A 26,475-nucleotide genomic window follows, 5' to 3' on the forward strand; every position below is an offset into this window, starting at 1 on the left:
CCGTAAACCAATCATGAAAGAGATAGAAGAACTGATCGAGATATCCCGCAAATACGGCAAAGACAGCCGCTATGTCATCGCCGGCGGCGGAAACACTTCGTACAAAAATGCGGAAAAACTGTGGGTCAAAGCGAGCGGATGCGCGCTGGCCACCATTACCGAGGACGGCTTTGCGGTGCTTGACCGTAAAAAGCTGAACGTGATCTCGGAAAAAACGTACAGCAGCGACACGGCAGCCCGCGAGGAAGAGGTCAAAAACGACCTGGCGGCCGCCTGCATCACCAAAGATCGCCGTCCGTCGGTCGAGACGTCGATGCACAACGCGCTGGAAGCTAACTTCATCGTACACCTGCATCCGACGATGGTCAACGGCCTGATGTGCGGCCAAAACGCAGAGGCCGAAACGCAAAAGCTGTTCGGCGACGATGCGGTTTACATTCCGTACACCGACCCGGGTTACGTGCTCTTCAAAGAAGTCGAAAACCGGATCAACGCCTACAAAGCGAAATTCGGCAAGGAGCCCGCAATCCTGCTGCTGCAGAACCACGGCATCTTCGTCGGAGCGAATACGACCAAAGAGGTGGAAGCCATCTACGAAAAAGTGCTCGGAACGATCGAAAAGGCGGCCGGCGCGAAACTGCCCGAAGGAGACGTTCCGGTATGCGAATGCGCTCAGGAAGTGCTGCCCGCCATCCGGATGATGCTCAGCAAGCAGGGTCTCAAAACGCTGAAAGTACGCAATAACGAACTGACCAAACACTTCCTCTCTTCGGCGGCCGAGTACGCCAAGGTAGCCGCTCCGTTCTCGCCGGACGCGATCGTATATTGCAAATCGAAATACCTCTATTTCGACTGCGATAGCAAGGAAGCGCTGCTGGAAACGGCCGAAAAAGAGATCGAAGCGTATGTAAATAAGAACGGTTACACGCCGAAAGTGATCCTGATCAAAGGGATCGGCCTGGTAGCCGTCGGCGACAACGCCGCGGGCTGCGACATCATCCTCGACGTCTACGAAGACATGATGAAGATCGCCCTGATCGCGCAGGCATTCGGCGGCGAACACCCGATGACCCAGCGACAGATCGACTTCATCGACAACTGGGAAGTGGAAAACTACCGCCGCAAAGTAAGCGCCGGCGGAGCTTCGGGCCGCGTCGAGAACAAGACGATCATCGTCACCGGAGCCGCCCAGGGGTTCGGTGAAGGAATCGCCGCCTGTCTGATCAAAGAAGGGGCGAACATCGTGGTGGCCGACCTGAACGAAACGGTCGGCGCGGCAACCGCAGAACGGCTCTGCGGTATGGCAAAGAGCAACCGCGCGATCTTCGTCAAAACGAACGTAGCCGATACGGCGAGCCTGCGCAACCTGATCCACGAAACGGTGTGCAACTTCGGCGGCCTGGACGTATTCGTCAGCAACGCGGGCGTTCTGCGCGCCGGCGGTCTCGAAGAGATGACGCCCGAAAACTTCGAATTCGTCACGAAAATCAACTACAACGCTTACTTCTACTGCGCTCAAGCCGCTTCGCGTGTGATGAAGCTGCAAAACAAATACGCGCCGGACAATTACGGCGACATCGTCCAAATCAACTCGAAATCGGGTCTGCGCGGTTCGAAGGCGAACTTCGCCTATGCCGGCGGCAAGTTCGGCGGAATCGGGCTGACGCAGTCGTTCGCGCTGGAACTGGCTCCGTTCCGGATCAAGGTGAACTCGGTATGTCCGGGCAACTTCTACGAAGGGCCGCTGTGGTCGAACCCCGAGAACGGACTGTTCCTGCAATACCTGCACGCAGGCAAAGTGCCGGGAGCGAAGACCGTCGAAGACGTCCGCAAGTTCTACATGGATCAGGTTCCGATGCGTAAGGGAACCGGCCCGGAAGACGTTACCAAAGCCGTGCTGTACCTGATCGAACAGACCTGCGAAACGGGGCAGGCCGTACCGGTCACCGGCGGTCAGGTGATGCTGAGCTAACGGAAGACGGAACACACCGACTATCGGGCCCGTACGAATACGGACGGTGCGGGCCCGACAGTTAACCGTTTCGTAACGCCTTTAACCTATATAAGTATGACAAAAATTCGCATGATATGAATTTAATGTATATCTTTGCAGAAAATTTAGATTTTTCATGTGAAACCTTGTCGTCGTGAACTTTTAAAACCAAAACACATGAAAACAAAAGCTGTAAGACTGTACGGCAAAAACGACCTCCGATTGGAGGAATTCGAACTGCCGAAGATCAAAGATAACGAAATACTCGCCAAAGTCGTATGCGACAGCATCTGCATGTCGTCGTACAAAGCCTCCCACGAGGCCGACATCCACAAACGCGTTCCGCGCGACATCGCGCAGCGTCCGGTCATTATCGGTCACGAATTCGCAGGGGAACTGGTCGAAGTGGGCAGCAAGTGGAGCAAACAATTCAAAGCCGGCGACAAATTCTCGATCCAACCCGCGCTGAATTACGAAAAAGGGCCGGTCGGCGTGTTGAGCGCTCCGGGCTATTCGTACCAATTCATCGGCGGCGACGCCACCTACGTGGTAATCCCGAACGAAGTGATGGAAAACGGTTGCCTGCTGCCGTATACCGGCGCCGGATATTACCCCGCTTCGCTGTCCGAACCGCTGTCGTGCGTGATCGGCGCGATGCATGCGAACTACCACATCACGCCCGGGTCGTACAAACACGCGATGGAGATCAAACAAGGCGGCAGCATGGCGGTACTCGCCGGCGTGGGCCCGATGGGGTTGGCCGCCATCAACTACGCCATCCACCGCACCGACCGCAAACCGAAGCTGATCGTGGTGACCGATATCGACCAGACGCGTCTGGATCGCGCCGCATCGCTCTATTCGCCCGCGGAAGCCGCTAAAAACGGCATCGAACTGAAATACGTCAACACCGGCAAAATGGCCGATCCGGCAGCGGAACTGAAAGCGCTGAACGGCGGCAAAGGCTACGACGACGTGTTCGTATTCGCTCCGGTCGCTCCGGTCGTGGAACAGGGAGACGCGATCCTCGGATTCGACGGTTGCCTGAACTTCTTCGCTGGCCCGGCCAAAACGGATTTCAAGGCGCAATTCAACTTCTACAACGTACACTACGCCTACACGCACGTCGTAGGCACCAGCGGCGGCAATACGGACGACATGAAGGAAGCCATCGAGATGATGGGCAAAGGACTCGATCCGGCCGGCCTGGTAACGCACGTAGGCGGTATCAACGCCGTGATCGAAACGACGCTGAACCTGCCGAGCATCCCCGGCGGAAAGAAATTGATATACACCCATATCGAAATGCCGCTGACCCCGATCGCAGAATTCGGGGAAAAAGGCAAATCGAATCCGGTTTACGCCGAACTGCACAAACTTTGCGAAAAGCACAAGGGTTTGTGGAATCCCGAAGCGGAGGCCTACCTGCTGGCCAACGCCGATAAACTGTAAGCGCGCACGAAACGCGCGTTACGGGAAACGTTAGCGTCAAACTGTAAAACAAAGCCCGGCGGCGGACGGAAGTTTTCCGCCGGGCTTACAAAAAAGGCAACACGATTAGGTTAGTTAGATAAACAACAGGTTTAGCATTCGAGCTAAAAAAACAATTAGTTAGGTTATGAAACAGTTAGACACTAAGTTGATGCACCCCGCCGACCAGATTACGGTCGTGATCGGTCGCATTTACCGGAGCGGAATGACGACCACCTCGGGCGGTAACATTTCGATCAAGGACGAAAACGGTGACATCTGGATCACGCCGGGAGCAGTGGACAAGGGTTCGCTGACCCCGAAAGACATCGTCTGCGTAAAAGCGGACGGTACGGTGATCGGACCGCACAAACCGTCCTCGGAATTCCCGTTCCACAAGGCGATTTACGAAATGCGTCCGAAGATGACCGCAGTGATCCACGCGCATCCGCCCGCACTCGTATCGTTCAGTATCACGCACCAGATTCCGAACACCAACATCATTCCCCAGGCAAAACGCGTCTGCGGAACGATCGGGTTCGCTCCTTACGACGTCCCGGGAAGTCAGGGACTGGGCAAGAAAATCGCTACCGAATTCAAAAATCACCCCGACTATAAGGCCGTGATCATGGAGAACCACGGCGTGGTGCTCTGCGGCGAAGACCTGATGGACGCTTATCAGCGTTTCGAGACGCTCGAATTCTGCGCCCGCACGGTCATCAACGCGAAGACGCTCGGCGAGCCGACTTACCTGACCGACGAGCAGATCGACCAGCACGAACGTTCGCTGCCGACCGATTTCCCGCACTTCATGGGGGTCACCTACCCGTCCGACGAACGCGCGATCCGCAGCCTGATCGTCAAGATGGTGCGCCGCGCTTGCGACCAGGGATTGATGATCAGCACCTACGGTACCGTATCGGTACGCTGGAGAGGCAACGACTTCCTAATCACCCCTCCGGGCGTTCCGCGCTGGGACATCGAACCGAGCAACATCGTGCAGGTGAAAAACGGCATGGTGGAAGCGGGCAAGATCCCGAGCCGCTCGGTAGCGTTGCACCAGGAGATCTACCAGAACCATCCGGAGATCAACTCGATCATCATCACGCAGCCTCCTCACCTGATGGGTTTCTGCACTTCGGGCGTGAAGTTCAACGTACGGACGATCCCGGAAAGCTGGATCTTCCTGAAGGATACCCCGATCATTCCGTTCGGCGTTCAGTACGAGGACAGCAAGAAGATCTCGGAAGCGTTGAAGAGCGTACCCGCCGTACTGCTGGCCAACGACTCGGTGCTGATCACCGGCGACGGTCTGCTGCAAACGTTCGACCGGCTGGAAGTAGCCGAATTCAGCGCGAAATCGCTGATTATGGCCGCCCCGATCGGCGAACTGAAACCGATCACGGACAAGGAAGTGGAAGACTTGCGCGTGGCATTCCACGTAAAATAACACGCGGTATGCTGCTGCTTAGGAGCATATCCGACTCTCCGGCATTCAATTGCGCCCTGGAAGAGTATCTTTTGACAGAACGTCCCGCAGGGGACGTTCTGTTATTCTATATCAACCGGCCGTCGGTCATCGTCGGGCGCAACCAGCGCATCGAGGCGGAAGTAGACACCGGATATTGCTGCGAACACGGCATCGAGGTCGTCCGAAGGCTGTCCGGAGGCGGAACCGTCTTCCACGACTACGGGAACATCAACTACGCCTTTATTGCGGACAAAGGCTCCGTCCCGGTGCTCGACCGGGACTTCGGCGTTCCGATCGTCGCCGCGCTGCGGGCGAACGGAATCGAAGCCACGATAGGCGCGCGTAAAGAACTGCTGGCGGCCGGATACAAAATATCGGGCACCGCTTCGCACGTGACGCGCACCAGCCAACTCTTCCACGGCACGCTGCTGCACCGTACCGACCTGGAACGGCTGGACTACACGCTGCGCGGGGATCGCTCATTGCGAGGCAAAAGCGTAGCTTCGGTACCGAGTCCGGTGACCAACATCGCCTCGATCACCGGTACGGAAGAGACGACCGAAACGTTCCTTTCGAGATTAACAGACTTCCTGTCAGCCTACTACGACTGTGATCCGATCCGTCCGGTTCCGTCGCAAATCGTCGAAAAAGTCCGTAGGATCGCACAAGAGAAATACGGATAACGCACTCTGGGAGCGGTCATTCGGGGTTCCGGAAAAATAAAACGCAAAAAAATAAAAATAAAACGCGCATGCTATTGTTTTTCCGAACTTTTTGTTTTCCTTTGTGTTGATTTATTTCTTTAATTACATTTTTTATGAAAGGTACAGTAAAGTGGTTTGATTCGGCCAAAGGTTATGGCTTTATCACAACCGAAACAGGTAGCGACATCTTTGTTCACTACACCGGTATTAACAAAGAAGGTTTCCGCGGCCTGGAAGAAGGACAGCACGTCGAATTCGAAGTCAACGAAGGCAAGAAGGGCGAACAAGCTGTAAACGTTTCTGTAATAGGATAAGATTTTGTATTCATCAAAATACTGATTTTTTCTATTAAATCCACAAAAAAAGGACTGCTCACGGAGCAGTCCTTTTTTTACTTTTCGCCAAACGGCTATTTCTTTGCCGGAGCGGCCGGTTTCACGGCCGTCGAATCGGCGGCCGGAGCCGCCACCGAAGCGGCGCACTGTTGCATCGCGTCGGCCAGCTCGGTCGGTACGCCCGGCTGCACGAACAGAGCGACGGTAAACTGCTGCGGCGTCACGTACAGTTCTTTCACCTTTCCGGCCAGGCAAGTATAAAAGGCCTGGATCTGTTCGTCGGTCGCGCCTGCGGGCAGGATACCGGCCTGTTGCAACTCGGCCGCCGGAAACAGCAACGGCAGATTCTCGAAATTATCGCCGATCGAGAAACCGACGCAGGAGACCATCGCGGCGTTGAGCGTATCCTCCTTAGCCGTAAGCTGATCGTACTTGTTGTAATCGGGATAAGTGCCTTCGATCGTCGTCAGCACGCACTGTTCGAGGTTGCCGTAATTGGCGGCTTCCATGTGTCGGATCGCCGAACGATCGCGGTAATCGCGGAGGGTTTTGCGTACTTCTTCGCGTTCCTTGTCGGTCCACTTGCGGGACTGCGAACAGGACACGACGAATGCGACAACTGCCAGGAGAGTGATAATTTTTTTCATCGTTTTTTGAATTAGGTTATTAAATTTGTTCAACATCGAATCGTCTGATTACCGGACTGAACCGGATACACCGGCAGTACGCTGCAAAAATCGCACAGACAAATCGCCGTTGCCCGATCCGGTCGTCTCCCCCGTCGCGCCCATACCGCCGAACCCGGAAAACGAAACCGACCAGAATCGGAACAAATCGGAATAAAAGCCGTTGCAAAACCCTTTTTTATTGGTATATTTGCTTTCGGCAAGGTAACACGACCGGGTTCCTGCCCCGCGATCCGAACCCCACTATTCGACGGCAAAAAGAGCCGTCCTAACCAAAGACACGACCGAAATGGACATTTTCGAACTGCGAGAGTTTTGTCTCTCGCTGCCTGCAACCGAAGAAACCACTCCGTTCGACGAAACGACACTCGTCTACAAAGTAGCCGGTAAAATGTTTCTGCTGACCGATATGACCGACAGCCGGTGGATCAACGTCAAGTGCGATCCCGACCGGGCCGTGGAACTACGGGAGACTTACGAAGAAGTCTCGCCCGGATGGCACATGAACAAACGCCACTGGAACACCGTCCGCACGGACGGCGACCTGCCGGCCGGCCTGATTAGGGAATGGATCCGCGACTCCTACCTGCTGGTCGTAAAAAGCTTGCCGAAAACAATACGCGACGAAATACGAAACGCTTACGTCGAAAATAACGAAAACCGATGAAAAAATTTTACCTGCCGATTTGCTTCGTCCTGTGCACGCTTGCCGCGCCGGTTGCGGCTCAGATCCATCTGGAGGGATACCGCCAGGCCGACATTGCGCCGCAATGGCTCGACGGACGCTGGACGGCTCAATGGATTTCCGTCCCCGGAGAACCTCAAAACGCTTACGGGATTTACCATTTCCGAAAAACGTTCGAACTTCCCGAGCAACCGGAACGGTTCGTCGTGCACGTCTCGGCCGACAACCGTTACAAGCTGTACGTCAACGGCGAGCTGGCTTCGGTCGGCCCGGCCCGCGGCGACGTATTCAACTGGAACTTCGAAACAGTCGATCTGGCCCGGTGGCTGAAACCCGGCAAAAATACGCTGGCAGCCGTCGTATGGAACTTCGCGGAAATGAAACCGGTCGCCCAGGTCAGCTTCAACCAGACCGGGTTGATCGTACAGGGCAACACAGCGGCCGAAGAGGCCGTCAATACGAACGACAGTTGGCTGTGCAGCCACAACGGCTCCTACAAACCGCACCAGGCGCGCGTCTACGGTTATTATGCCGCAGGACCGGGCGAGCAGGTCGACGCGGCCGCCTACCCCTGGGGCTGGGAAACGCCCGGATTCGACGACTCGGCATGGAACAAAGCGCAGGCCGGCATGACCGGCGGAGCCAAAGGAGCGCGCGACTATCCGGGACGCCTGCTGGTGCCTACGCCGATCCCGCCGATGGAAAACCGTACCGAGCGTTTCGCCGAAGTGCGGCGGAGCGACGGCGTGCGTATTCCGGAAGGATTTCCCGGCCGGGCCGCGACGGTGACCGTTCCGGCCCATACGACCGCCGAAATCCTGCTCGACAACGACTCGCTGACGACCGCCTACCTATCGCTGTTGTTCAGCGGTGGAAAAGGCTCGCAGATCACCGTCGCTTATGCCGAAGCGCTCTACCGCGATACGCAGACCTTTTTCAAAGACGACCGCAACGAAGTAAAAAACAAACAGTTCCTCGGCTACGAAGATATCGTTCGTCCGGACGGCGGCAACGGCCGGCTCTATACGACACTGTGGTGGCGTACATGGCGGTATGTCAAACTGACCGTCACGACGCAGGACGACCCGCTGGAACTGCAAGACATCTACGGGACATTCACCGCCTATCCGTTCGAAAGGGCATCGTCGTTCGCGGCGCCGGGACACGAGAAACTGTCGCGGATGCTGGATATCGGCTGGCGCACCGCCCGGCTGTGCGCCAACGAAACCTACATGGACTGTCCCTATTACGAGCAACTGCAATATTTCGGCGACACGCGGATCCAAGCGATGATCTCGCTGTATAACACGCGCGATCCGTACATGGTACGCAATGCGCTGGAGCAGGGCCGGCAGTCGATCGTGGCCGACGGAATCACGATGAGCCGCTATCCGTCGGGATTGCATCAGTTCATTTCGTCTTTCTCGCTTTACTGGATCTGCACCGGATACGACTACTGGCGTTACCGCGGCGACGAAGAGTACCTGAAAACGCTGTTGCCCGCTTTCCGCGGCGTGCTGTCGTGGTACGAAGGATTCCTGCGCGAAGATCATTCGCTGGGCTATATCCCGCACTGGTTCTTCGCCGACTGGGCGTCGAACTTCGACGGCGGGGAACCGATCCGCGAAAAAGAGGGAAATTCGGCGTTCCAGGATCTGCTGTTCGTCATGGGGCTCGATGCAATGGCCGAAATGGAACAGGCTTTCGGCATCCCGATGTACGGGGAGCGGTTCCGTAAAATGGCCGATGCGATCCGAGGAACGATCCGTCCGAAATACTGGGACGAAAACAAAGGTCTGTTCGCCGACACGTACGACCGGCGCAACTACTCGCAACACGTCAACGTACTGGCCGTCCTGCTGGGCGCCGTAAGCGGGAACGAAGCGAAAGCCGTGATGGAGCGTACGCTGTCCGACACGACCCTGACGCAAGCCACGATCTATTTCCGGTACTATCTGAACCAGGCATTGCAAAAGGCCGGGCTCGGCGACCGGCTGCTCGACAACCTGAAAGTCTGGGACGACCAGATGGCGCTGGGACTGACTACGTGGGCCGAGCAACCCGAACCGTCGCGTTCGGACTGCCATGCCTGGGGAGCCAGCCCGAACATCGAATTTTTCCGGATCGTCCTCGGCATCGACAGCGACGGCCCCGGATTCTCGAAAGTCCGAATCGCACCGTCGCTCGGCAAACTGAAAGAAGCCTCCGGATCGATCCCGCATCCTCAGGGCGACGTCGCCGTCCGCTACCACGTCGGCAAACGCGGAGAACTGTTCGCCGAAATTTCGCTGCCCGATGCGGTCGAAGGCACTTTCGTCTGGAAGGGGGAAACCCGTCCGCTGCGGGGCGGCACGCAAACGATCAACATAAAATAAATCATAACATGAAAAAAAGAGGTTTATTCGTAATCGCATCGCTCATCCTGATGCTTATTTCCGCCACTTTGCAGGCAGGCGGACTAAAAATTCTGTTCATCGGGGATTCCATTACCGACGGCAACTGGGGCAGCGGAGACGGCAAGCCCTCTTCCGAACGCACTCTATGGGATATGAACCATATATACGGACACGGATTCATGTACCTGTGCGCTTCCCATTACCTGGGAGAATATCCGCAATACGAATATGAATTTTTCAACCGGGGAATCAGCGGAAACTCGCTGTACGATTTGGAAAAACGTTGGCAGGAAGACGTATTGGACATAAACCCCGACGTGCTGTCGATACTCGTCGGCATCAACGACATCAACCGGTACCTGCACGGCGACAGAACCTCGCCGTTCGATTTCGACGCTTGGGACAAAAAATATCGCGAACTGCTCGACCGGACGCGTCAGGAAAATCCGAATCTGAAAATCGTACTGGCCTCGCCGTTCGTCGCCCCCACGGGAAACATGAGCGAAAACAAAGATTTCGGGGAGTATGACAAAATCGTGGAGCGTTGCAGCGCGATCGTAGAAAAGATAGCACGAGATTACAAGGCCGTCTACCTGCCCTACCGACAGATGTTCAACGACCTCTTGCAGCGCGATCCCACATCGCAAAACACTTACTGGATCTGGGACGGCGTTCATCCGACGGCGGCGGGACACCAACGCATGGCCGATCTGTGGATCAGGCAGGTGGACAGGGAAAGAATCCTTCGCCCTTAACGATTCGGCTCATATAAGGGGTCCGGCTCCATCGAACCGGGAAAAAACCAGAAATAAAAACATTCGGATGGAGAATTTCTAAAAAACTCCTTCTCCCCGTCCGGTAAACAGCGATCCGTACAATCTTTGCGAACATGGCGTTAACCGCAATAGCCGTTCTGCTGCGTATTTTGTCGAACCCGTTGGCGAACGTTTTCCAGAAACAGCTCACCGAGCGCTCGGAGCCGCCGCTGAAGGTCAACTTCATCACATTCCTGCTGCTGAGCGCGGTCTGCATCGTTCCTGCCACCCGGATCGAGTGGGCGGCTTTGCCGAAGGAGTTCTGGGTCTGGTGCACGGTCGCCGGCATATTCGGCGCCACCGGAAACGGCTTTCTGGTAAAAGCGTTGCAAGGGGGCGACCTATCGGTGCTGGGACCGATCAATTCCTACAAATCGGTCGTCGGAATGATCGCCGGCATCCTGCTGCTGGGCGAAATTCCCGGATTATGGGGCGTTGCAGGCATCGCGCTAATCGTCGGAGGCAGCTATTTCGTACTGGACACGCTGAACGAAAAGTTTTCTCCGGCCATCCTGCGCAGAAAAGACATCCGGTACCGGATATGGGCCATGGTGCTGACGGCCGTCGAAGCGGTATTCATCAAAAAGGTCATCCTGTACGCTTCGGCCACGACCGCTTTTATCACCTGGTGCTGGTTCGGAGCCTTGTTTTCACTGGCGCTGGCACTACTGGCCGGACGTTCGCAATCGCCGCTGCGGATCCGGCGCAAAGATTTTTCGCGCTACGTCTGGCTGGTGCTCTGCATCGGCACGATGCAGTACACGACCAATTACGTATTCGACCGCATGAACGTGGGATACGCCCTGGCGCTTTTCCAACTCTCGACAATCGTCAGTATCCTACTCGGCTACAAAATATTCCGGGAGCAGGCCATCGGGCGTAAATTGCTCGGAGCCGTAATTATGATCGTCGGATCGGTATTGATTATCTTTTCGAAATGATCCGCAGGCAAAAAACAGGGAGGCAATCCGCACCGGACGCCTCCCTTTGTCATTCGTACGTTTTCTGCCGCTCTACCAGGCGAACAACGGATATTTCGCCATCAACGTATTGACCTCTTTCCGTACGGCAACGATATTCGACTCGTTGTCGATATCCGACAACACCCGGTCGATCAGTTCTACGATCGTTTCCATCTGGTCTTCTTTCAAACCGCGGGTCGTAATGGCCGGCGTCCCGACGCGGATACCCGAAGTCTGGAACGGCGAGCGGCTGTCGAACGGCACCATATTCTTGTTGGTCGTGATATCGGCTTTTACCAGCACCTTCTCGACCTGCTTTCCGGTCAGGTCGGGGAACTTGGTACGCAGATCAATCAGCATCAGGTGATTATCCGTACCGCCCGATACGATTTTGTAACCGCGCTTTACGAATGCGGCAGCCATCGCCTTCGCATTTTTCTGCACCTGCGCCTGATACTCCTTGTAAGAGGGATCGAGCGCTTCGCCGAAAGCGACCGCTTTGGCGGCGATCACATGTTCCAACGGGCCGCCCTGGATGCCGGGGAAAACGGCCGAGTTCAACATAGCGGACATCTTCTTGATCTCCCCTTTCGGAGTCTTGACTCCCCACGGATTCTCGAAATCCTTACCCATCAGGATCACACCGCCGCGCGGGCCGCGCAGGGTTTTGTGGGTGGTCGAAGTAACGATATGAGCGTATTTCACCGGATTGTCAAGCAGCCCGGCGGCAATCAGGCCCGCCGTATGCGCCATGTCGACCATCAGCAGCGCGCCCACTTTGTCGGCGATCTCGCGCATCCGCTTGTAATCCCACTCGCGGCTGTACGCCGACGCGCCGCCGATAATCATTTTCGGTTTGTGTTCGAGGGCGAGACGTTCCATCGCATCGTAATCGATCGTTCCGGTCTCTTCGCTCAGCTTGTAGCCGATCGCATTGTAAAGGATACCCGACGTGTTGACCGGCGAACCGTGCGACAAATGACCGCCGTGCGCCAGATCGAGCCCCATAAAAGTATCGCCCGGCTTGAGCACCGTCAGGAAAACGGCCATGTTCGCCTGCGCTCCCGAGTGCGGCTGCACGTTAGCGTATTCGGCGCCGTACAACTCGCACAGACGGTCGATGGCCAGTTGCTCCACCTGATCCACCACTTCGCAACCGCCGTAATAACGCGCCCCCGGATACCCTTCGGCATATTTGTTAGTCAACACGGAACCCATCGCCTGCATAACCTGCTCGCTTACAAAGTTCTCGGAAGCGATCAACTCGATACCGTGCAACTGCCGCTGCTTTTCGCTCTCGATCAATCCGAATAGTTTTTCATCCCTTACCATAAGATTTATCTTTAAAGTTTAATAGCCTTGAAGAACGCTCCAAAGGTAGTAAAAAAGAGCAATAAAACCCACCGAATCATCTCCGAACCAAAATAAATTATTACCTTTGTATGGCTTTCGACGGGGAAACGGGCATAGCTAAAAGGCTCTGCTTAAAGTTGCTCCCGGCAAAAAGCGAGAACCGTCCAGGCGGGATGCCGCCGAAAACGAACCATTTTGTTAGACACTAAAAAACAGACGAATGAAATTACTTGAAGGAAAAGTCGCTATCGTGACCGGAGCCGCCCGGGGAATCGGGAAGGCAATCGCCATGCGGTTTGCCGAAGAGGGCGCGTCGGTCGTCTTTACCGACCTGAAAGTGGACGAAAATTTCCAGAACACGGAAAAAGAGTTGCAGGCGCTCGGCGTCAAGGCCAAAGGATATGCCTCCAACGCCGCAGACTTCGAAGATACGGCCGGCGTGGTGGCTCAGATCGTGAAGGATTTCGGTCGCATCGACGTACTGGTCAATAACGCCGGGATCACCCGCGACGGCCTGATGATGCGCATGAGCGAACAGCAGTGGGATATGGTTATCAACGTGAACCTGAAATCCGCATTCAACTTCATCCATGCCGTAACGCCGGTGATGATGAAGCAGAAAAGCGGCAGCATCATCAACATGGCGTCGGTGGTGGGCGTTTCGGGCAATGCCGGACAGACCAACTACTCCGCTTCGAAAGCCGGCCTGATCGGTCTAGCCAAGTCGATCGCCAAAGAGCTGGGTCCCCGCGGCATCCGCGCCAACGCGATCGCGCCGGGTTTCATCATTACCGATATGACCAATGCGCTGTCGGACGAAGTAAAGGCCGAATGGGCCAAACAGATTCCGTTGCGTCGCGGCGGTACGCCCGAAGACGTGGCCAAGGTAGCCCTGTTCCTCGCATCCGACCTGTCGTCGTACGTCAGCGGACAGGTAATCCACGTTTGCGGAGCGATGAATACCTGATCCGTCGAAATATCGTAAGTCATGCAAACCCGGTACCGGACAGCGGTTACCGGGTTTATTTTACCGGGACGGCCCGATTATGCCGCAAAAAACCGGGGCGTCCCATTCGAACGCCCCGGCCTGTTTCTTGGGTTCCTCGACCCCTTATTCGGCGTCGGGCACTTTTCCGAACCGGTTGTCCGACGGCGTGCCGGGCTGGCAGTAAAGAACGATCAACCAGATGCTCCCCACCAGCGGAATCAAACTGATCAAAATCCAGTACCACTCCTTGTCGATATCCTGCAACCGCCTTACGGAGATAGCCAGGGACGGAATCAACAACGCCAAACTGTACAAACCGCTCAGGATCGCGTTCAGTCCGACGATACCGCCAATAATCCCGACGATCACGGCGGCGATCACATTGTACAAAACGAACATCCAGAACTGCCTGCGCGACGCCCTGCCCTTAAAATCAGCATACTGCAATTTCAGCACATCCAGAAAATACTTTTTCATAAACTTGTCATTTTATCGGGTAATACATGAATAACGAGGCAAAAGTAACACATTGCGGTATCGGAAGCAATCTTTTAATCGATTAATTTTTGTCGTTTCGGGGGGCGAAAAACAATCTTAAAGCGAAAAACGAAAACGGTTCATAACCTACATACGGATAAACAACTGGATATCGCCGTTTTACACATGCCCGATCCGAAAAACGGAAAAGATTTCCAACAGCTTCCTCCGGTATCTCCCGGATTTATGAACAGAGTCGAACAACTTATAAACAGGTTATACACTTTTTACAAACCGTATATCAGATAGCCTGCCGCGCCGGACAGCACGATCATCGCAAGTACCATCGGCCGCATTCCGAACATCGCGCTTTTGATATACAGATTGCTACAGGACGAGACAAAACAGACGATCTGGCAGGCAATCAAGATCTGAAAGCAATGGACATTTGATCCACAACCACAAATTTCTCATAAAAAAAACAAAAACAAGTTAAAGCACATGTATTTATATCTATTTTTGTATAAATTCTTAATTCAAAATTCTCAAAAGTCATGAGAATACGGGTTTGCATTGGAATATTATTTAGCTTCATCGGATGGCAAAGTTGTACGCCGGGACAAAATATCAAAATAAACAGCGACCGTTCAATCGTTATCTCCCGAGGGCAATGCAATATAGTCGAAGAAGTACACAGCGCCGCATTGATCGACCAGATCAAATATGTACCTTTGGAAACACATGAAAAATGCTTGCTGAAAGACATCCAAAAAATCAAATATCAGGATAGCACATTATTTATTTACGACGGACGGGCCATATACGCCTTCAGCAACGAAGGAAGATTCATAGCCCAAATCGGGGAACGAGGAAGATCCGGAAACGAATACAATACAATATCTGCGTTTTTTCTGAATCGGTACCGCAAAAGCATCATATTGATCGACGGATATACGCGTAAAGCGTTGGAGTACGATTATTCCGGAAATTTTAAAAGCAAAACACCAATCGATCCTATCTATAATTACATGGCCGATATCGAGATGGCTGACAGCACTTCCCTGCTATGCAACTTTTTTATAACCAATCCCTCGCTCGAAGACAATACGGCATTTCAATACGGCTTGGCCGATGCAGTCGGTTATCAGGTCAAGAATCTTTTTCTGCAAAGCAATCTGTCTATGAATACCGGACTGTTGACATTCTCCAACCATCCGATCACCCGCTGTAGTCACAACTTATCATTCATTCAATCTGTTTCGAACAAGATATACCAGATCGAAGGGGAACAAATAACAGAAATGTATTCGATAGAAATGATAGATCCGTTGCCGGACGAGCGTTTTTTGCAACAAAACAATCATAAAAACTACTTCGAATTGTTGCAGACCTTATTCGATAGCGGATACAGTTCGGGAGTTACCAACCTGTTCGAAACGCCGCAATACTTGTTAGTTACTTTCGGCAAAACAAAAGATTCTCCTTCGATTCAGGATTACACACTGATCTGGGACAAACAAAAAAAGCGGGGAACTTACTATTACCGGTATTTCGATGACAACCTATTGACGCTATCAACGTGCCTCAACCTGAATAGTCCGTCTACATGCTATTCGGAAAATACCTTTATCACGGCGATCTCCCCTTTGACATTCGGAACAAACATGCATGTTATTCTGGAAAAGAGCAACGATACGACCGTACGAAGAATAGCTCAAACAATAAAAGAAGACGACAATCCCGTCATCTCTTTTTTCACGTTAAAAAAAGAGATCGTTGACAATACGGATTAAAAAGTTCCGCTTTATCAAATAATTTTGCACCAAATTATCTTTTTATATTAAACTTTTTGTTAAACAACTTCCACAAATTTTACTATGAAACAGAAAGCATTTTGTATCATCGGAGCTATTGCAGCTGGAGTTTTTGCATTTGCGGTATATTTTTCAGCCGAAAAATCAATAATTACCAATGAATTGCTATTAGCTAATGTAGAAGCATTAGTGCAAAACGAAAATAACTCTTCGACAAAATGTCCTAATCCTTACGACGTTCCCGATATGACGATGGCATACCCTCAACATACGGCTACCGTAGGGGCCAATGCTGATGGAGAAATAATCATCGGAGGTTTTAAACTTCCGATAACTGTTTCGGGTGGAGCATCCGTCACAATCACTTACCATATCTCAGAATGCTCAAGGCCCGCACCCAAAGCATGTTGTCCTTATGCCGACGCAGGAAAAGTCACAGTCATTGCATGTGCACCCGCACAATGATACGCAATATTCCTGCATCGAAATTTTGCGAAGAAGTTGCATTCGATCGAATGCAACTTCTTCGTTTTTTCTATCCCGGACAAATATAAAACAAGTAACATTTATGGCTTTAAGACTCAAGGCATCGGAATCGGAGACAAATAACGAATCAACGCATTACCAACCAACGACGCTATCCGTATATCAGATAGCCTGCCGCGCCGGACAGCACAATCAGCCAGATCGGATCGACCTTTCGCAGCGTAGCCACGAACACTACGCCGAAGATCGCCCAGCTCGCCGCGTCCATGAACGTATCGGGCGTGAAAAGCACCGCGCCGGCCAGTCCGATCATCGCAAGGATCATCGGCCGCATTCCGAACATCGCGCTTTTGATATACAGGTTGTCCTGCAAAGCGAGGTAAAACCGCGTGATCACGATCATCAGCGTTATGGACGGCAGGCAGACCGCGAACGTAGCGAGGATCGCGCCCCAGATATTCCCCGTCACGACATAGCCGATGTAGGTCGCGCTGTTGATCGAGATCGGCCCCGGCGTCATCTGCGAAATGGCGATGATATCGGTCAGTTCGCTGTTCGAAATCCACTGGTGGCTGATCACCACCTCGTGCTGGATCAACGACAACATCGCATAACCGCCGCCGAAACCGAAAAAGCCGATCTTCAGATAGGATAAAAACAGTTGCAGGTAAATCATAATCCTTTCCCTTTCTTTTTGCGATAAACCCCGTACCCGATCCCGGCCAGGGCTCCCACCAGAATCAGGTAGACGGGAGAGAATCCCGCATACCATGTTACGCCGAGCGCCAGTGCGCCAAGACCCAGCCGCACCGGCCCGATCCCCCGGGACAGATTGAATACGGGGGCCAGCACCAGGGCGACGACCGCCGGCCGCATCCCTTTGAAAACGGCTTCGACCACCGGATCGTGCCGGAACTCCGCAAAAAACAATGCGATGACCAGAATAATGACGAACGAAGGAACCACTACGCCCAACACCGACCACACTCCCCCGCGGTACCCATCGACCTTATAACCGACGAAAACGGCGGTATTGAGCGCCAACGCTCCCGGCGAGGTTTGGGCCAATGTCAGCAGGTCGAGAAATTCCGTCCGTTCGACCCATCTCCGGCGGTCGACGACCTCCTTCTCGATCAGGGCCACCATCGCATATCCTCCGCCGAACGTAAAAATCCCTATCTTCAAGAAAGACCAGAACAAATCGAACGACTTACGCATCGTAAAAACGGTATTCATCAAATTTCAAATCATTTTTCATTCAGGAAAGCGACCGAATGCGTCGCTACGACGGCGGCCGTCTCGGTACGCAGCCGGCTGTTCCCCAGCGAAACCGGAACGAAACCGTTGCGGTACGCCAGGGCGATCTCCTCTTTCGAAAAGTCGCCTTCCGGGCCGATCAGCACCAGCACGTTCTCTCCGCGGCGAACGCAATCTCTCAGCAGGATCTTCCCCGCGTCGGCCTCGCAATGGGCGATTAGCTTTTTCCCGTCGAACGGTTGTCCGATCAACTCGCGAAACGGGGTCAGCTCGTCCACCTGCGGATGCCAGGCTTTCAACGACTGCTTGACGGCGCCGGTCACGACCCGTATCAACCGGTCGGTCTTGACCGTCCGCCGTTCGCAGTGATCGGTCAGCAGCGGCGTGATCCGGTCGATACCGATCTCGGTAGCCTTCTCGGCGAACCATTCCAACCGGTCCATGTTTTTGGTCGGCGCCACGGCTACCTGTAGGAAGTAACTGCGCTTTTCGAAATTTTCGGTACGCTCGCCGAGAGACAACTCGCATCCGTGCGGCGAAACGGAAACGATCTCGGCACGGCAAAGCGTTCCCCGGCCATCGGTAATATGCACGAAGTCGCCGCTGCGCAAACGCAGCACCCGGGCGCAATGACGCGACTCTTCCCCGGAAAGCAGGTAGCGGCCGGTACTGAAATCGACGTCCGGAGCGTAAAATAATTGCATCGGCAGAGGCGTTATATACTGGATTATGGTTACTTTTGCATGTCCTGACAAAGGTACGAAACAACCGAGGAACAAACAACGTCATCCGAAGATCCATGAGATTTTTTTTAATTGCCGCATTCATGACCGCCGTTCTGTCAGCCGGCTCGGGCTGTGAAAAGAAACAGGCCGACGCCAATCCGTTTTTCACCGTATGGGATACGCCGTTCGGAGTTCCTCCGTTCGACAAAATCAAAAACGGGCACTATAAGCCCGCTATCGAGAAGGGTATCGCCGACCACGCCGCCGAAATCGATTCGATCGTCGCCAACCCGGATGCGCCGAGTTTCGAAAACGTGATCGCCGCGCTCGACCGCAGCGGCGAACTGCTGAAAAAGGCATATGCCGCGTTCGCGCAGGTCAAAGCGGCCGACAGCAACGACGAACTGCAGGAGGCCGACCTCGCGATCGCGCCGGCCGTATCGGCCCATTACGACGATATTTACCTGAACGATCGGTTATTCGAAAAAATCAGCGCCGTGCACGAACAGATCGGGGGAATGGCGCTGTCGGCCGAACAGGTCCGCCTGACCGAACAAACCTATAAACAGTTCGTAAGAGCCGGAGCACAACTCAACGCGCGGCAGAAGGAGCGGTTGCGCGACATCAACCGGGAACTGTCGTTGCTGAGCGTCCGATTCGGCAACAACCTGCTGGCCGAGACGCGGGACTTTACCCTCGTCGTCGAAAGTTCGAAAGACATCAGCGGGGTTCCCCAGACCGTCACCGACGCGGCGGCGGACAAGGCCAAAGAGATGGGAATGACCGACAAATGGGTTTTCACGCTCAGTCCGCCCAGCATGATCCCGTTCCTGACCTATGCCGAAAACCGGGGACTGCGCGAAAAGCTGTACACCGGCTACGTAAAGCGCGGCAACAACGGCAACCAGTTCGACAACCGGCAGATCGTCAACGACATCATCCGGCTCCGCACCGAGAAAGCCCGCCTGATGGACTACCCTTCCTACGCCGCCTTCGTGCTGGACGACCGGATGGCGAAAACTCCCGAACGGGTGTACGACCTGCTCGACAAACTCTGGAAACCCGCCCTCGATACGGCGAAACGGGAGTTGGAGACCCTGCGCGCGATCAAGGCGAAGGAGACGCAGGACAGCGCGTTCGCCGCATGGGACTGGCGGTATTATGCCGAAAAAGTCCGCAAATCGCAATATAACCTCGACCAGACGTCGCTCAACCTCTACTTCTCGCTGGACAATGTCCGATCGGGCGTTTTTCAGCTTAGCAACCGGCTGTGGGGGCTGACCTTCCGCCCGGTTTCGGTTCCGGTATATAACAAGGAGTGTTCCGCCTACGAAGTGCTCGACAAAGACAATACCCATCTGGGAGTCCTCTATTTCGACCTCTATCCGCGCGACGGCAAGCGGGGAGGCGCCTGGTGCGGCACGTTTCGCGAAGCATCCTACGGTACGGACGGCAAGCGCATCGCCCCGATCGTCACGATCGTCTGCAACTTCACCCGTCCGAACGGAAGCGATCCGGCCCAACTGACGCTCGACGAAACCGAAACGCTGTTTCACGAATTCGGACACGCCTTGCACAAACTATTTTCGCAGGTACGCTACGCCGGACTGAACCGGGTAGAGCGCGACTTCGTGGAACTGCCCTCGCAGATCATGGAAAACTGGGCGACCGAACCCGAAATGTTGCGGCTCTACGCCAAGCACCTCGTGTCCGGGGAGCCGATGCCCGAAAGCCTGATCCGGAAAATCCGCAAAAGCAGGCAGTTCAACCAGGGATTCGCCACCACGGAACTGGTAGCCGCGGCGCTGTCCGACATAGACATCCATACGATCGAAGACTACAAACCGTTCGATCCGGAAGCTTTTGAAAAAGAGGCGCTGAACGACAAGCGCGGACTGATCGGACAGATCGAGCCGCGTTACCGCTACCCCTATTTCAACCATATTTTCAACAGCGGCTACGCGGCGGGATATTACGGTTATTTGTGGGCCGAAGTACTCGACCGGGACGCCTTCGAAGCATTCGTCGAAAGCGGAGACATTTTCGATAAAGCGACCGCCCTCTCTTTCCGGAAAAACATTCTCGAACGCGGCGGCACGCAGGACGGAGCCGAACTCTACCGCAATTTCCGCGGCAAGGACCCGGACATTACGCCGATGATGGTCAAACGGGGACTGATCAAACCGGTCGAACCCGCGGCGGACAGCGTCGCGGCGGCAACGCCGGTCGTACCGCAGGCGCAATGACCCGGAGTACCCCGCTATTTCCAGCCCTGCGCCTGCAACGCGATTTCCTGCCCGTCAGGTGTGACCAACGCGGCTCCGGTTCCCGCTTCGGTCATATGACCGATCACGTCCACCCCGAGCGCGAAGACTTCCTGCCGCCGGGCGAGCGGCACGGTAAATAACAACTCGTAATCGTCGCCGCCGTTCAGCGCGGCAACCACCGGATCGCTGTGCAGTTCGTCCGCCATCGCATAGGTCTGCTTGGCGATCGGCAGCCGGTTCAGGTAGATCCGCGCTCCCTTGTCCGACGCTTTGCACAGGTGCAGCAGTTCAGACGACAGCCCGTCCGAAATATCGATCATCGACGTAGGCACGATTCCGCTTTGGGCGAGTTTTTCGACGACATCCACCCGCGCATCGGGTTTCAACTGCCTGCGCAGGATATATTCGTACCCTTCGAATTTCGGCTCCGGATTCGGATGCCCGTCGCAGGCCCGTTTCTCGCGTTCCAGCAGATGAAGCCCCATATAAGCGGCTCCCAAGTCGCCCGTCAGGCAGATCAGGTCGTTCGCTCCGGCTCCGCTACGGTACGCGATCTTGTCCTTGTCCACGTCGCCGGTCGCGGTCACGCTGATCGTAAGGCCGTTAACCGAGGCCGACGTATCTCCTCCGACCAGGTCGGTCTTGTAATCGGAACAGGCGGCCCGCACCCCTTCGTAGAACCGGTCGATCATCTCGACCGAGAAACGCGACGATATCCCGAGCGATACCAGTACTTGCCGCGGCGTCCCGTTCATCGCCAGAATATCCGACACGGCCACCACGACCGCTTTATACCCCAGATGCTGCAACGGGAAATAGGTCAGGTCGAAATGTACACCTTCCAACATCAGGTCGGTCGAAACCAATCCGTAACGATCTCCCGCATCGAGTACGGCGGCGTCGTCTCCGCATCCCTTTACCGTGGTTTTCTGCTGCGGCTCGAAAGGGGCGCAGATCCGGTCGATCAGGCCGAATTCGCCCAGTTCGGCGATCTCCGTTCGCTTCGTATCATCCATTTTTATTACATTTTAGTAAACACAAAGGTACTTTATCTTTTGTTCCGGCAAAAAAATACACTACTTTTGTTAACGTTTAAAAGAGTGAATCATTAAATTTTAACACGATGTTGAACATTGTATTGTTCGGCCCGCCGGGGGCCGGAAAAGGAACGCAGGCAGCCAAACTGATCGAAAAATACGGTTTTCACCACATCTCGACCGGAGAAGTCATCCGGGAAGAGATCCGGCAGGAATCGCCGCTGGGCCGAAGTATGAAAAGTTACATCGACAAGGGGCATCTGGCTCCGGACGAATTGGTTATCGACATCATAACCGAGTATGTCTGCAAGCACAAAGACTGCAAGGGAAACGTTTTCGACGGATTCCCGAGAACCACGCCGCAAGCCGAAGCGTTCGACAAGATCATGGAAATGCACGGCGCGCCGATCAACCTGATGCTGTCGCTGGAAGTTCCCGACGAAGAACTGATCAAACGGATCCTGCTCCGCAGCAAGGACAGCGGCCGGGCCGACGATCGCTGCGAATCGGTCATCCGGAACCGGATCGACGTTTACAAAGCTCAAACGGCCATCGTAGCCGAACACTATAAAAAACAGGGGAAATACCGCGCCGTTAACGGCACCGGAGATATCGACGGGATATTCAGAAACCTATGCGCCGAGATCGACCCGCTCCTGAAATAGAAAACGGAACGGATCTATAAAACGAACGGGCTACCGCAGCGGTAGCCCGTTCGTTTTATAGATGCGCAACCGGTCACGATCCGGCGTGCCCGGCGGAATCGAGCACTTCGATCGACCGGGCAATCACGTTGTCGATTCCCTGGATTTCGTGATAGAACGCATTGTCCTCCAACTCCGTATTCCGGCCGATGTAAGCCTTGAGCTGCGCCAGCAGGATCGCTTTCGAACGCTCGATCTCGGCGGGCTTTGGCGCCACGCCCGCTTTTGCCGCGTAACTTACGAACTCGTTCAACAGATTCGGCTGCCGGTCGAAAAACCGGTCGAGTTCTTCCAGCGAACGGATCTTGTTCAACTGCCCGCGGTAACGGTCGGAAAATTCCAGCGTAAACTTGTACAAGATGCTGCGCCCGGCGACCTCGCGGAAATAGGGCGTCATATCCGTCGTATCGACCGGAACGAAAATATCCGGCATGATCCCGCCTCCGCCATACACCACGCGTCCCGACTCGGTCGTATATTTCAGGCTGTCGGCAAAATGGATGCTGTCGGCCGAAAACATTTCGTCGTGCTGGTAACGCGACAACAATTCGTTGTAGTAATCTTCGCGTCCGTTGCTGTACGGTTTCTGGATCGAGCGTCCGGTCGGCGTATAGTAACGGGCGACGGTAAGCCGTACCGCCGAACCGTCCGGAAACGGAATCTGATTCTGCACCAGCCCCTTACCGAACGATCTGCGACCGATGATCGTTCCCCGGTCGTTATCCTGGAGCGCGCCGGCCAGAATCTCGCTCGCCGAAGCGCTGTTCTCGTCGATCAGAACGACCAGTTCCTCGTCCATAAACTTGCCGTTCCCTTCGCTGTATTCGATCTCCCGGTTCCCGTCACGATCCTGCGTATAAACGATCATTTTGCCTTTCGGAAGAAACTCCCGCGATATCAGAATCGCCTGGTCGAGCAATCCCCCCGGATTGCCGCGCACGTCGAGGATCAGTTTTTTCATACCCTGCTCCTTCAACCGAGCGATCGCTTCGGCCAGTTCTTTATGAGCATTCATCGAGAACTGCTCGAACTTGATATACCCCGTTTCGGGACGGATCATGTAGGCGGCGACGATGCTTTTGATAGGAATGGCGTCGCGGGTCACGACGAACGGAACCAGATCCTTTACGCCCGCCCGCTGGATACCGAGCGTCACCTGGCTGCCGCGCGGCCCGCGCAACCGTTTCACGACGCTGTCCTGCGGCATCTTAATGCCGGCCACCACGGTATCGTTCACCGTCACGATGCGGTCCCCGGCCTGTATTCCGGCCTTGGCGCTCGGCCCCGAGTTGACCACGTTCAGCACGATCACCGTATCGGTCGCCATATTGAAAACGACCCCGATCCCGTCGAATTCCCCTTCGATGCTCTCCTTCGCCCGCGACAGATCTTGAGCCGACAGGTACGTGGAATGGGGATCCAGCTCATCGAGGATCAGCGGAATGACCCGTTCGGTCAGCGAATCGATCGAAACCGAGTCCACGTACTGCGTCCCGATCAGCGACAGCAGCCGATTGATCTTGTCGCTGCCCGGAGCCGTCAGGGCGGGCCGCCGGACGACCGGACGACTCGTGCGAAAAACCAGGCCGCCCAAAAGAACCCCCGCCACCAGCGAACAGGCTACGACCGCCGGCAGAATAATGGTGAATTTACTGTTTTTATACATACTTCAAATCTCTTTTGCATCGTGCCACCTATGCAGAAACCGTTCCGTCATCACTTGTTCTTGAACGTATACGCAACACCCAACCCGAACGTATAGTTCCATTGCAACGGCTTATTGCGAGGAGTCGGTTGCACTTCGTTGTAGATCATCCGACAGAACGCGCTCGCGTTGATGATTTGGGTAATTTTGATATTCAGCGTGTTCTGCCACTCCACGTAATTATTTTTCTCGTAGTTGGTGGAAACGTAAAAATAGGTGATATAATTCAGCTTGCTTTTGGCGATCGGCTGGTTCAGGTCGATCCGCATCGTCGAGCCCAGGGCGCTCTTCTGGTGCTTGCCCGGCTCGACTCCGGCAACCCCCTGTTTGGACAGCGTGTCGCTCAGCACGAACGTCATGCTACCGCTCAACGGGTTGACCGTAATCACGATCGGAACTTTGCACGCCGTATTGTCCTTTTTCAGCGCCCGGAACGTAAAACCGACGCCGAGCGCCAGCGTACCCGGCGACATGATGTTGCTGACCATCGTTTTATCGTCCGCCGATCGGAACCCTTTGGTCCACTGGCTGCGCAGGTCGACGCTGGCGCTATAGGCCCAGCAACGCGATATGTTCCACGCGCTGTTTACGTTGAGAATGAAATAGTCGATATTTTTAAAGGTTTTGCCCGAGATAACGTTCATCCCGTATTTCGAATCCAACTGGGTCGCCAGGCGCAGCCGGTCGCGCTGATAAACATGATTAAAAAGCAACGAGGCCACCCCGGAAAAAGTATTGACGCCGCCCGGCGCCCAGTTGTCGAATTTAGTCTGGTTCAGGTTCAGTCCCACCGTGCAGGTAAGCGTATTGCGCTCCTTGCGCAACCGTCTTTTCTCAGCGCGGAACCGGGCCTCGCTGAAAAACTCGTTACTGACGGCGGAGATGGGTTTCACGGAGTCCTTTTTGAGCCGCGTATCGGCTTCGCTGGGGACTTTCGAAATGGAAAATTGCGCCAAACCCTGGTTCGAAACCATTATGAATCCTGCAAGTATCAGAAGTAAATTCAGCCGTTTCATAATTTCCGGATTGGATTTGGGCAAAGATAACAATATTTGGCCAGTGTTTTGCCGTTCATCGGTTTTTCTGCAAAAAAGTCGTAGCTTTGTTCGACGCCGGTCTCCCGGCGACGTCGCCGCCTGCGGAATCCCGACGGCAGGCGACGTGAAAAACGGCGAAAACACGACCCGGATTGCCGGCAGCGTCAACGAACTAATTAAACGTTTGTCATGAAATACTTCGGAGCACACGTCAGCGCATCGGGGGGCGTAGAAAACGCCCCGCTGAACGCGCATACCATCGGGGCGACCGCTTTCGCCCTTTTCACCAAGAACCAGCGCCAGTGGACGGCCGCGCCGCTCAGTCCCAAATCGATCGAAGCGTTCGGCGGGAACTGCCGGACGGATCATTACCAACCGGCACAGATTCTCCCGCACGACAGCTACCTGATCAACCTGGGGCATCCGGACGAAGAGGGGCTGCGCAAATCCCGCGCCGCCTTCCTCGACGAAATGCGGCGGTGCGAACAGCTCGGCCTCGACCGGCTGAACTTCCACCCGGGCAGCCACCTGGGACAAATCACGATCGAAGAATGCCTCCGGCGGGTCGCCGAATCGATCAACCTGACGCTCGCGGCGACGCGGGGCGTCACGGCCGTGATCGAAAACACGGCCGGTCAGGGAAGCAACGTCGGTTTCGCATTCGAACATCTGGCCGCCATCATCGAACGGGTCGAAGACAAAAGCCGGGTGGGCGTCTGCATCGACACCTGCCACGCCTTCGCCGCCGGATACGACCTCGGCAGCGAGGCGGCCTGCGACCGGACGTTCGACGAACTGGAGCGCGTCGTCGGATTCGGCTACCTGCGGGGGATGCACCTGAACGACGCGATGAAACCGCTCGGAAGCCGCGTAGACCGGCACCAGAGCCTCGGCGAAGGGACGCTGGGCATGACGGTATTCCGTTACATCGCCCGCGACAAGCGTTTCGACGACATGCCGCTGATCCTCGAAACGCCCGACGAATCCCGTTGGCCGCAGGAGATCGCGCTGCTGAAAGAGCTGGCCGAAGGATAACCGCCGGCGCCTGTCTCCGGCTCCGGTTCTCCGCCGACGTCGAATTCCTGTTTTTTTGTTACATTTGCGAAAA

Annotated in this window: 24 protein-coding genes; 15 read left to right on the forward strand and 9 right to left on the reverse strand. The window is 54.8% G+C overall.

Annotation, left to right across the window (positions count from 1 at the left end):
• Positions 1-13: 13 nt before the first annotated feature.
• The 5 genes from PGR91_RS04510 to PGR91_RS04530 all read left to right on the forward strand — a co-directional run bounded on the left by PGR91_RS04510 (position 14) and on the right by PGR91_RS04530 (position 5,952).
• Complete coding sequence (locus PGR91_RS04510; RefSeq protein ID WP_118656323.1) at positions 14-1,972, forward strand: SDR family NAD(P)-dependent oxidoreductase; 1,959 nt, start codon at positions 14-16, stop codon at positions 1,970-1,972.
• Positions 1,973-2,170: 198 nt separating this feature from the next.
• A complete protein-coding gene (locus PGR91_RS04515; protein ID WP_101571101.1) occupies positions 2,171-3,445 on the forward strand; it encodes a zinc-binding dehydrogenase in 1,275 nt (424 codons plus the stop codon).
• A 166-nt stretch (positions 3,446-3,611) separates the two neighbouring features.
• Positions 3,612-4,913 (forward strand): class II aldolase/adducin family protein, encoded by a 1,302-nt coding sequence (locus PGR91_RS04520; RefSeq protein ID WP_055205455.1) that lies wholly within the window; start codon positions 3,612-3,614, stop codon positions 4,911-4,913.
• Positions 4,914-4,921: 8 nt separating this feature from the next.
• Entirely contained in the window at positions 4,922-5,617 is a 696-nt protein-coding gene (locus PGR91_RS04525) for a lipoate--protein ligase family protein (protein ID WP_055205454.1), read from the forward strand.
• Positions 5,618-5,751: 134 nt separating this feature from the next.
• Positions 5,752-5,952 (forward strand): cold-shock protein, encoded by a 201-nt coding sequence (locus tag PGR91_RS04530; RefSeq protein ID WP_081032628.1) that lies wholly within the window; start codon positions 5,752-5,754, stop codon positions 5,950-5,952.
• A 95-nt stretch (positions 5,953-6,047) separates the two neighbouring features.
• On the opposite strand, the gene PGR91_RS04535 is transcribed toward PGR91_RS04530, so the two are convergent.
• Entirely contained in the window at positions 6,048-6,620 is a 573-nt protein-coding gene (locus tag PGR91_RS04535; protein WP_055205452.1) for a hypothetical protein, read from the reverse strand.
• 328 nt (positions 6,621-6,948) lie between these two features.
• On the opposite strand from PGR91_RS04535, the gene PGR91_RS04540 reads away from it, so the two are divergent.
• The 4 genes from PGR91_RS04540 (at position 6,949) to PGR91_RS04555 (ending at position 11,496) form a co-directional block, all read left to right on the forward strand.
• Complete coding sequence (locus tag PGR91_RS04540; protein WP_055205451.1) at positions 6,949-7,326, forward strand: MmcQ/YjbR family DNA-binding protein; 378 nt, start codon at positions 6,949-6,951, stop codon at positions 7,324-7,326.
• The gene (locus PGR91_RS04545; RefSeq protein WP_118656325.1) at positions 7,323-9,719 is read left to right on the forward strand and encodes an alpha-L-rhamnosidase C-terminal domain-containing protein; all 2,397 of its coding nucleotides are present in this window, start codon (positions 7,323-7,325) and stop codon (positions 9,717-9,719) included. The genes PGR91_RS04540 and PGR91_RS04545 overlap by 4 nt, the downstream gene beginning before the upstream one ends.
• An 8-nt stretch (positions 9,720-9,727) precedes the next feature.
• Positions 9,728-10,495, forward strand: coding sequence for an SGNH/GDSL hydrolase family protein (locus PGR91_RS04550; protein WP_101571108.1), 768 nt, complete (start codon positions 9,728-9,730; stop codon positions 10,493-10,495).
• A gap of 134 nt (positions 10,496-10,629) precedes the next feature.
• Complete coding sequence (locus PGR91_RS04555; RefSeq protein WP_055205448.1) at positions 10,630-11,496, forward strand: EamA family transporter; 867 nt, start codon at positions 10,630-10,632, stop codon at positions 11,494-11,496.
• 72 nt (positions 11,497-11,568) lie between these two features.
• On the opposite strand, the gene glyA is transcribed toward PGR91_RS04555, so the two are convergent.
• Positions 11,569-12,849 carry a serine hydroxymethyltransferase gene (gene glyA, locus PGR91_RS04560; protein ID WP_055205447.1) on the reverse strand — a complete coding sequence of 427 codons (1,281 nt, stop codon included), beginning with the start codon at positions 12,847-12,849 and terminating at the stop codon, positions 11,569-11,571.
• Positions 12,850-13,090: 241 nt separating this feature from the next.
• On the opposite strand from glyA, the gene fabG reads away from it, so the two are divergent.
• Positions 13,091-13,837 carry a 3-oxoacyl-[acyl-carrier-protein] reductase gene (gene fabG, locus PGR91_RS04565; RefSeq protein WP_055205446.1) on the forward strand — a complete coding sequence of 249 codons (747 nt, stop codon included), beginning with the start codon at positions 13,091-13,093 and terminating at the stop codon, positions 13,835-13,837.
• 144 nt (positions 13,838-13,981) lie between these two features.
• Here the strand turns inward: fabG and PGR91_RS04570 are convergent, their stop codons facing one another.
• A complete protein-coding gene (locus tag PGR91_RS04570; RefSeq protein WP_055205445.1) occupies positions 13,982-14,335 on the reverse strand; it encodes a DUF805 domain-containing protein in 354 nt (117 codons plus the stop codon).
• Positions 14,336-14,889: 554 nt separating this feature from the next.
• Here PGR91_RS04570 and PGR91_RS04575 point away from each other — a divergent pair.
• Together PGR91_RS04575 and PGR91_RS04580 are read left to right on the forward strand one after the other, a co-directional pair.
• The gene (locus PGR91_RS04575; protein WP_101571112.1) at positions 14,890-16,128 is read left to right on the forward strand and encodes a 6-bladed beta-propeller; all 1,239 of its coding nucleotides are present in this window, start codon (positions 14,890-14,892) and stop codon (positions 16,126-16,128) included.
• Between the two features lie 84 nt (positions 16,129-16,212).
• On the forward strand, positions 16,213-16,614 hold the full coding sequence (locus PGR91_RS04580; protein ID WP_118458509.1) for a hypothetical protein: 402 nt from the start codon (positions 16,213-16,215) through the stop codon (positions 16,612-16,614).
• Positions 16,615-16,786: 172 nt separating this feature from the next.
• On the opposite strand, the gene PGR91_RS04585 is transcribed toward PGR91_RS04580, so the two are convergent.
• The 3 genes from PGR91_RS04585 to PGR91_RS04595 are packed head-to-tail and all read right to left on the reverse strand — an operon-like array spanning position 16,787 to position 18,596.
• The gene (locus tag PGR91_RS04585; protein WP_118458507.1) at positions 16,787-17,311 is read right to left on the reverse strand and encodes a chromate transporter; all 525 of its coding nucleotides are present in this window, start codon (positions 17,309-17,311) and stop codon (positions 16,787-16,789) included.
• Complete coding sequence (locus PGR91_RS04590) at positions 17,308-17,871, reverse strand: chromate transporter (protein ID WP_306345968.1); 564 nt, start codon at positions 17,869-17,871, stop codon at positions 17,308-17,310. The genes PGR91_RS04585 and PGR91_RS04590 overlap by 4 nt, the downstream gene beginning before the upstream one ends.
• Positions 17,872-17,882: 11 nt before the next feature.
• Entirely contained in the window at positions 17,883-18,596 is a 714-nt protein-coding gene (locus PGR91_RS04595; RefSeq protein WP_118656327.1) for a 16S rRNA (uracil(1498)-N(3))-methyltransferase, read from the reverse strand.
• Between the two features lie 95 nt (positions 18,597-18,691).
• On the opposite strand from PGR91_RS04595, the gene PGR91_RS04600 reads away from it, so the two are divergent.
• Entirely contained in the window at positions 18,692-20,863 is a 2,172-nt protein-coding gene (locus PGR91_RS04600) for a M3 family metallopeptidase (RefSeq protein ID WP_118656329.1), read from the forward strand.
• A 14-nt stretch (positions 20,864-20,877) separates the two neighbouring features.
• Here the strand turns inward: PGR91_RS04600 and thiL are convergent, their stop codons facing one another.
• Positions 20,878-21,900, reverse strand: coding sequence for a thiamine-phosphate kinase (thiL, locus tag PGR91_RS04605; protein ID WP_118656331.1), 1,023 nt, complete (start codon positions 21,898-21,900; stop codon positions 20,878-20,880).
• Between the two features lie 107 nt (positions 21,901-22,007).
• On the opposite strand from thiL, the gene PGR91_RS04610 reads away from it, so the two are divergent.
• On the forward strand, positions 22,008-22,586 hold the full coding sequence (locus tag PGR91_RS04610) for an adenylate kinase (RefSeq protein WP_101571116.1): 579 nt from the start codon (positions 22,008-22,010) through the stop codon (positions 22,584-22,586).
• A 73-nt stretch (positions 22,587-22,659) separates the two neighbouring features.
• Here the strand turns inward: PGR91_RS04610 and PGR91_RS04615 are convergent, their stop codons facing one another.
• Positions 22,660-24,291 (reverse strand): S41 family peptidase, encoded by a 1,632-nt coding sequence (locus PGR91_RS04615; RefSeq protein ID WP_118458499.1) that lies wholly within the window; start codon positions 24,289-24,291, stop codon positions 22,660-22,662.
• 50 nt (positions 24,292-24,341) lie between these two features.
• Positions 24,342-25,346 (reverse strand): DUF3078 domain-containing protein, encoded by a 1,005-nt coding sequence (locus PGR91_RS04620; protein WP_172970751.1) that lies wholly within the window; start codon positions 25,344-25,346, stop codon positions 24,342-24,344.
• A 210-nt stretch (positions 25,347-25,556) separates the two neighbouring features.
• On the opposite strand from PGR91_RS04620, the gene nfo reads away from it, so the two are divergent.
• Positions 25,557-26,402, forward strand: a complete 846-nt coding sequence (gene nfo / locus PGR91_RS04625; protein ID WP_118656333.1) for a deoxyribonuclease IV — start codon at positions 25,557-25,559, stop codon at positions 26,400-26,402.
• Positions 26,403-26,475: the final 73 nt, after the last annotated feature.

Source organism: Candidatus Alistipes pullistercoris (assembly GCF_027665465.1).
In the GTDB taxonomy this organism is placed as follows: domain Bacteria; phylum Bacteroidota; class Bacteroidia; order Bacteroidales; family Rikenellaceae; genus Alistipes_A; species Alistipes_A hominis.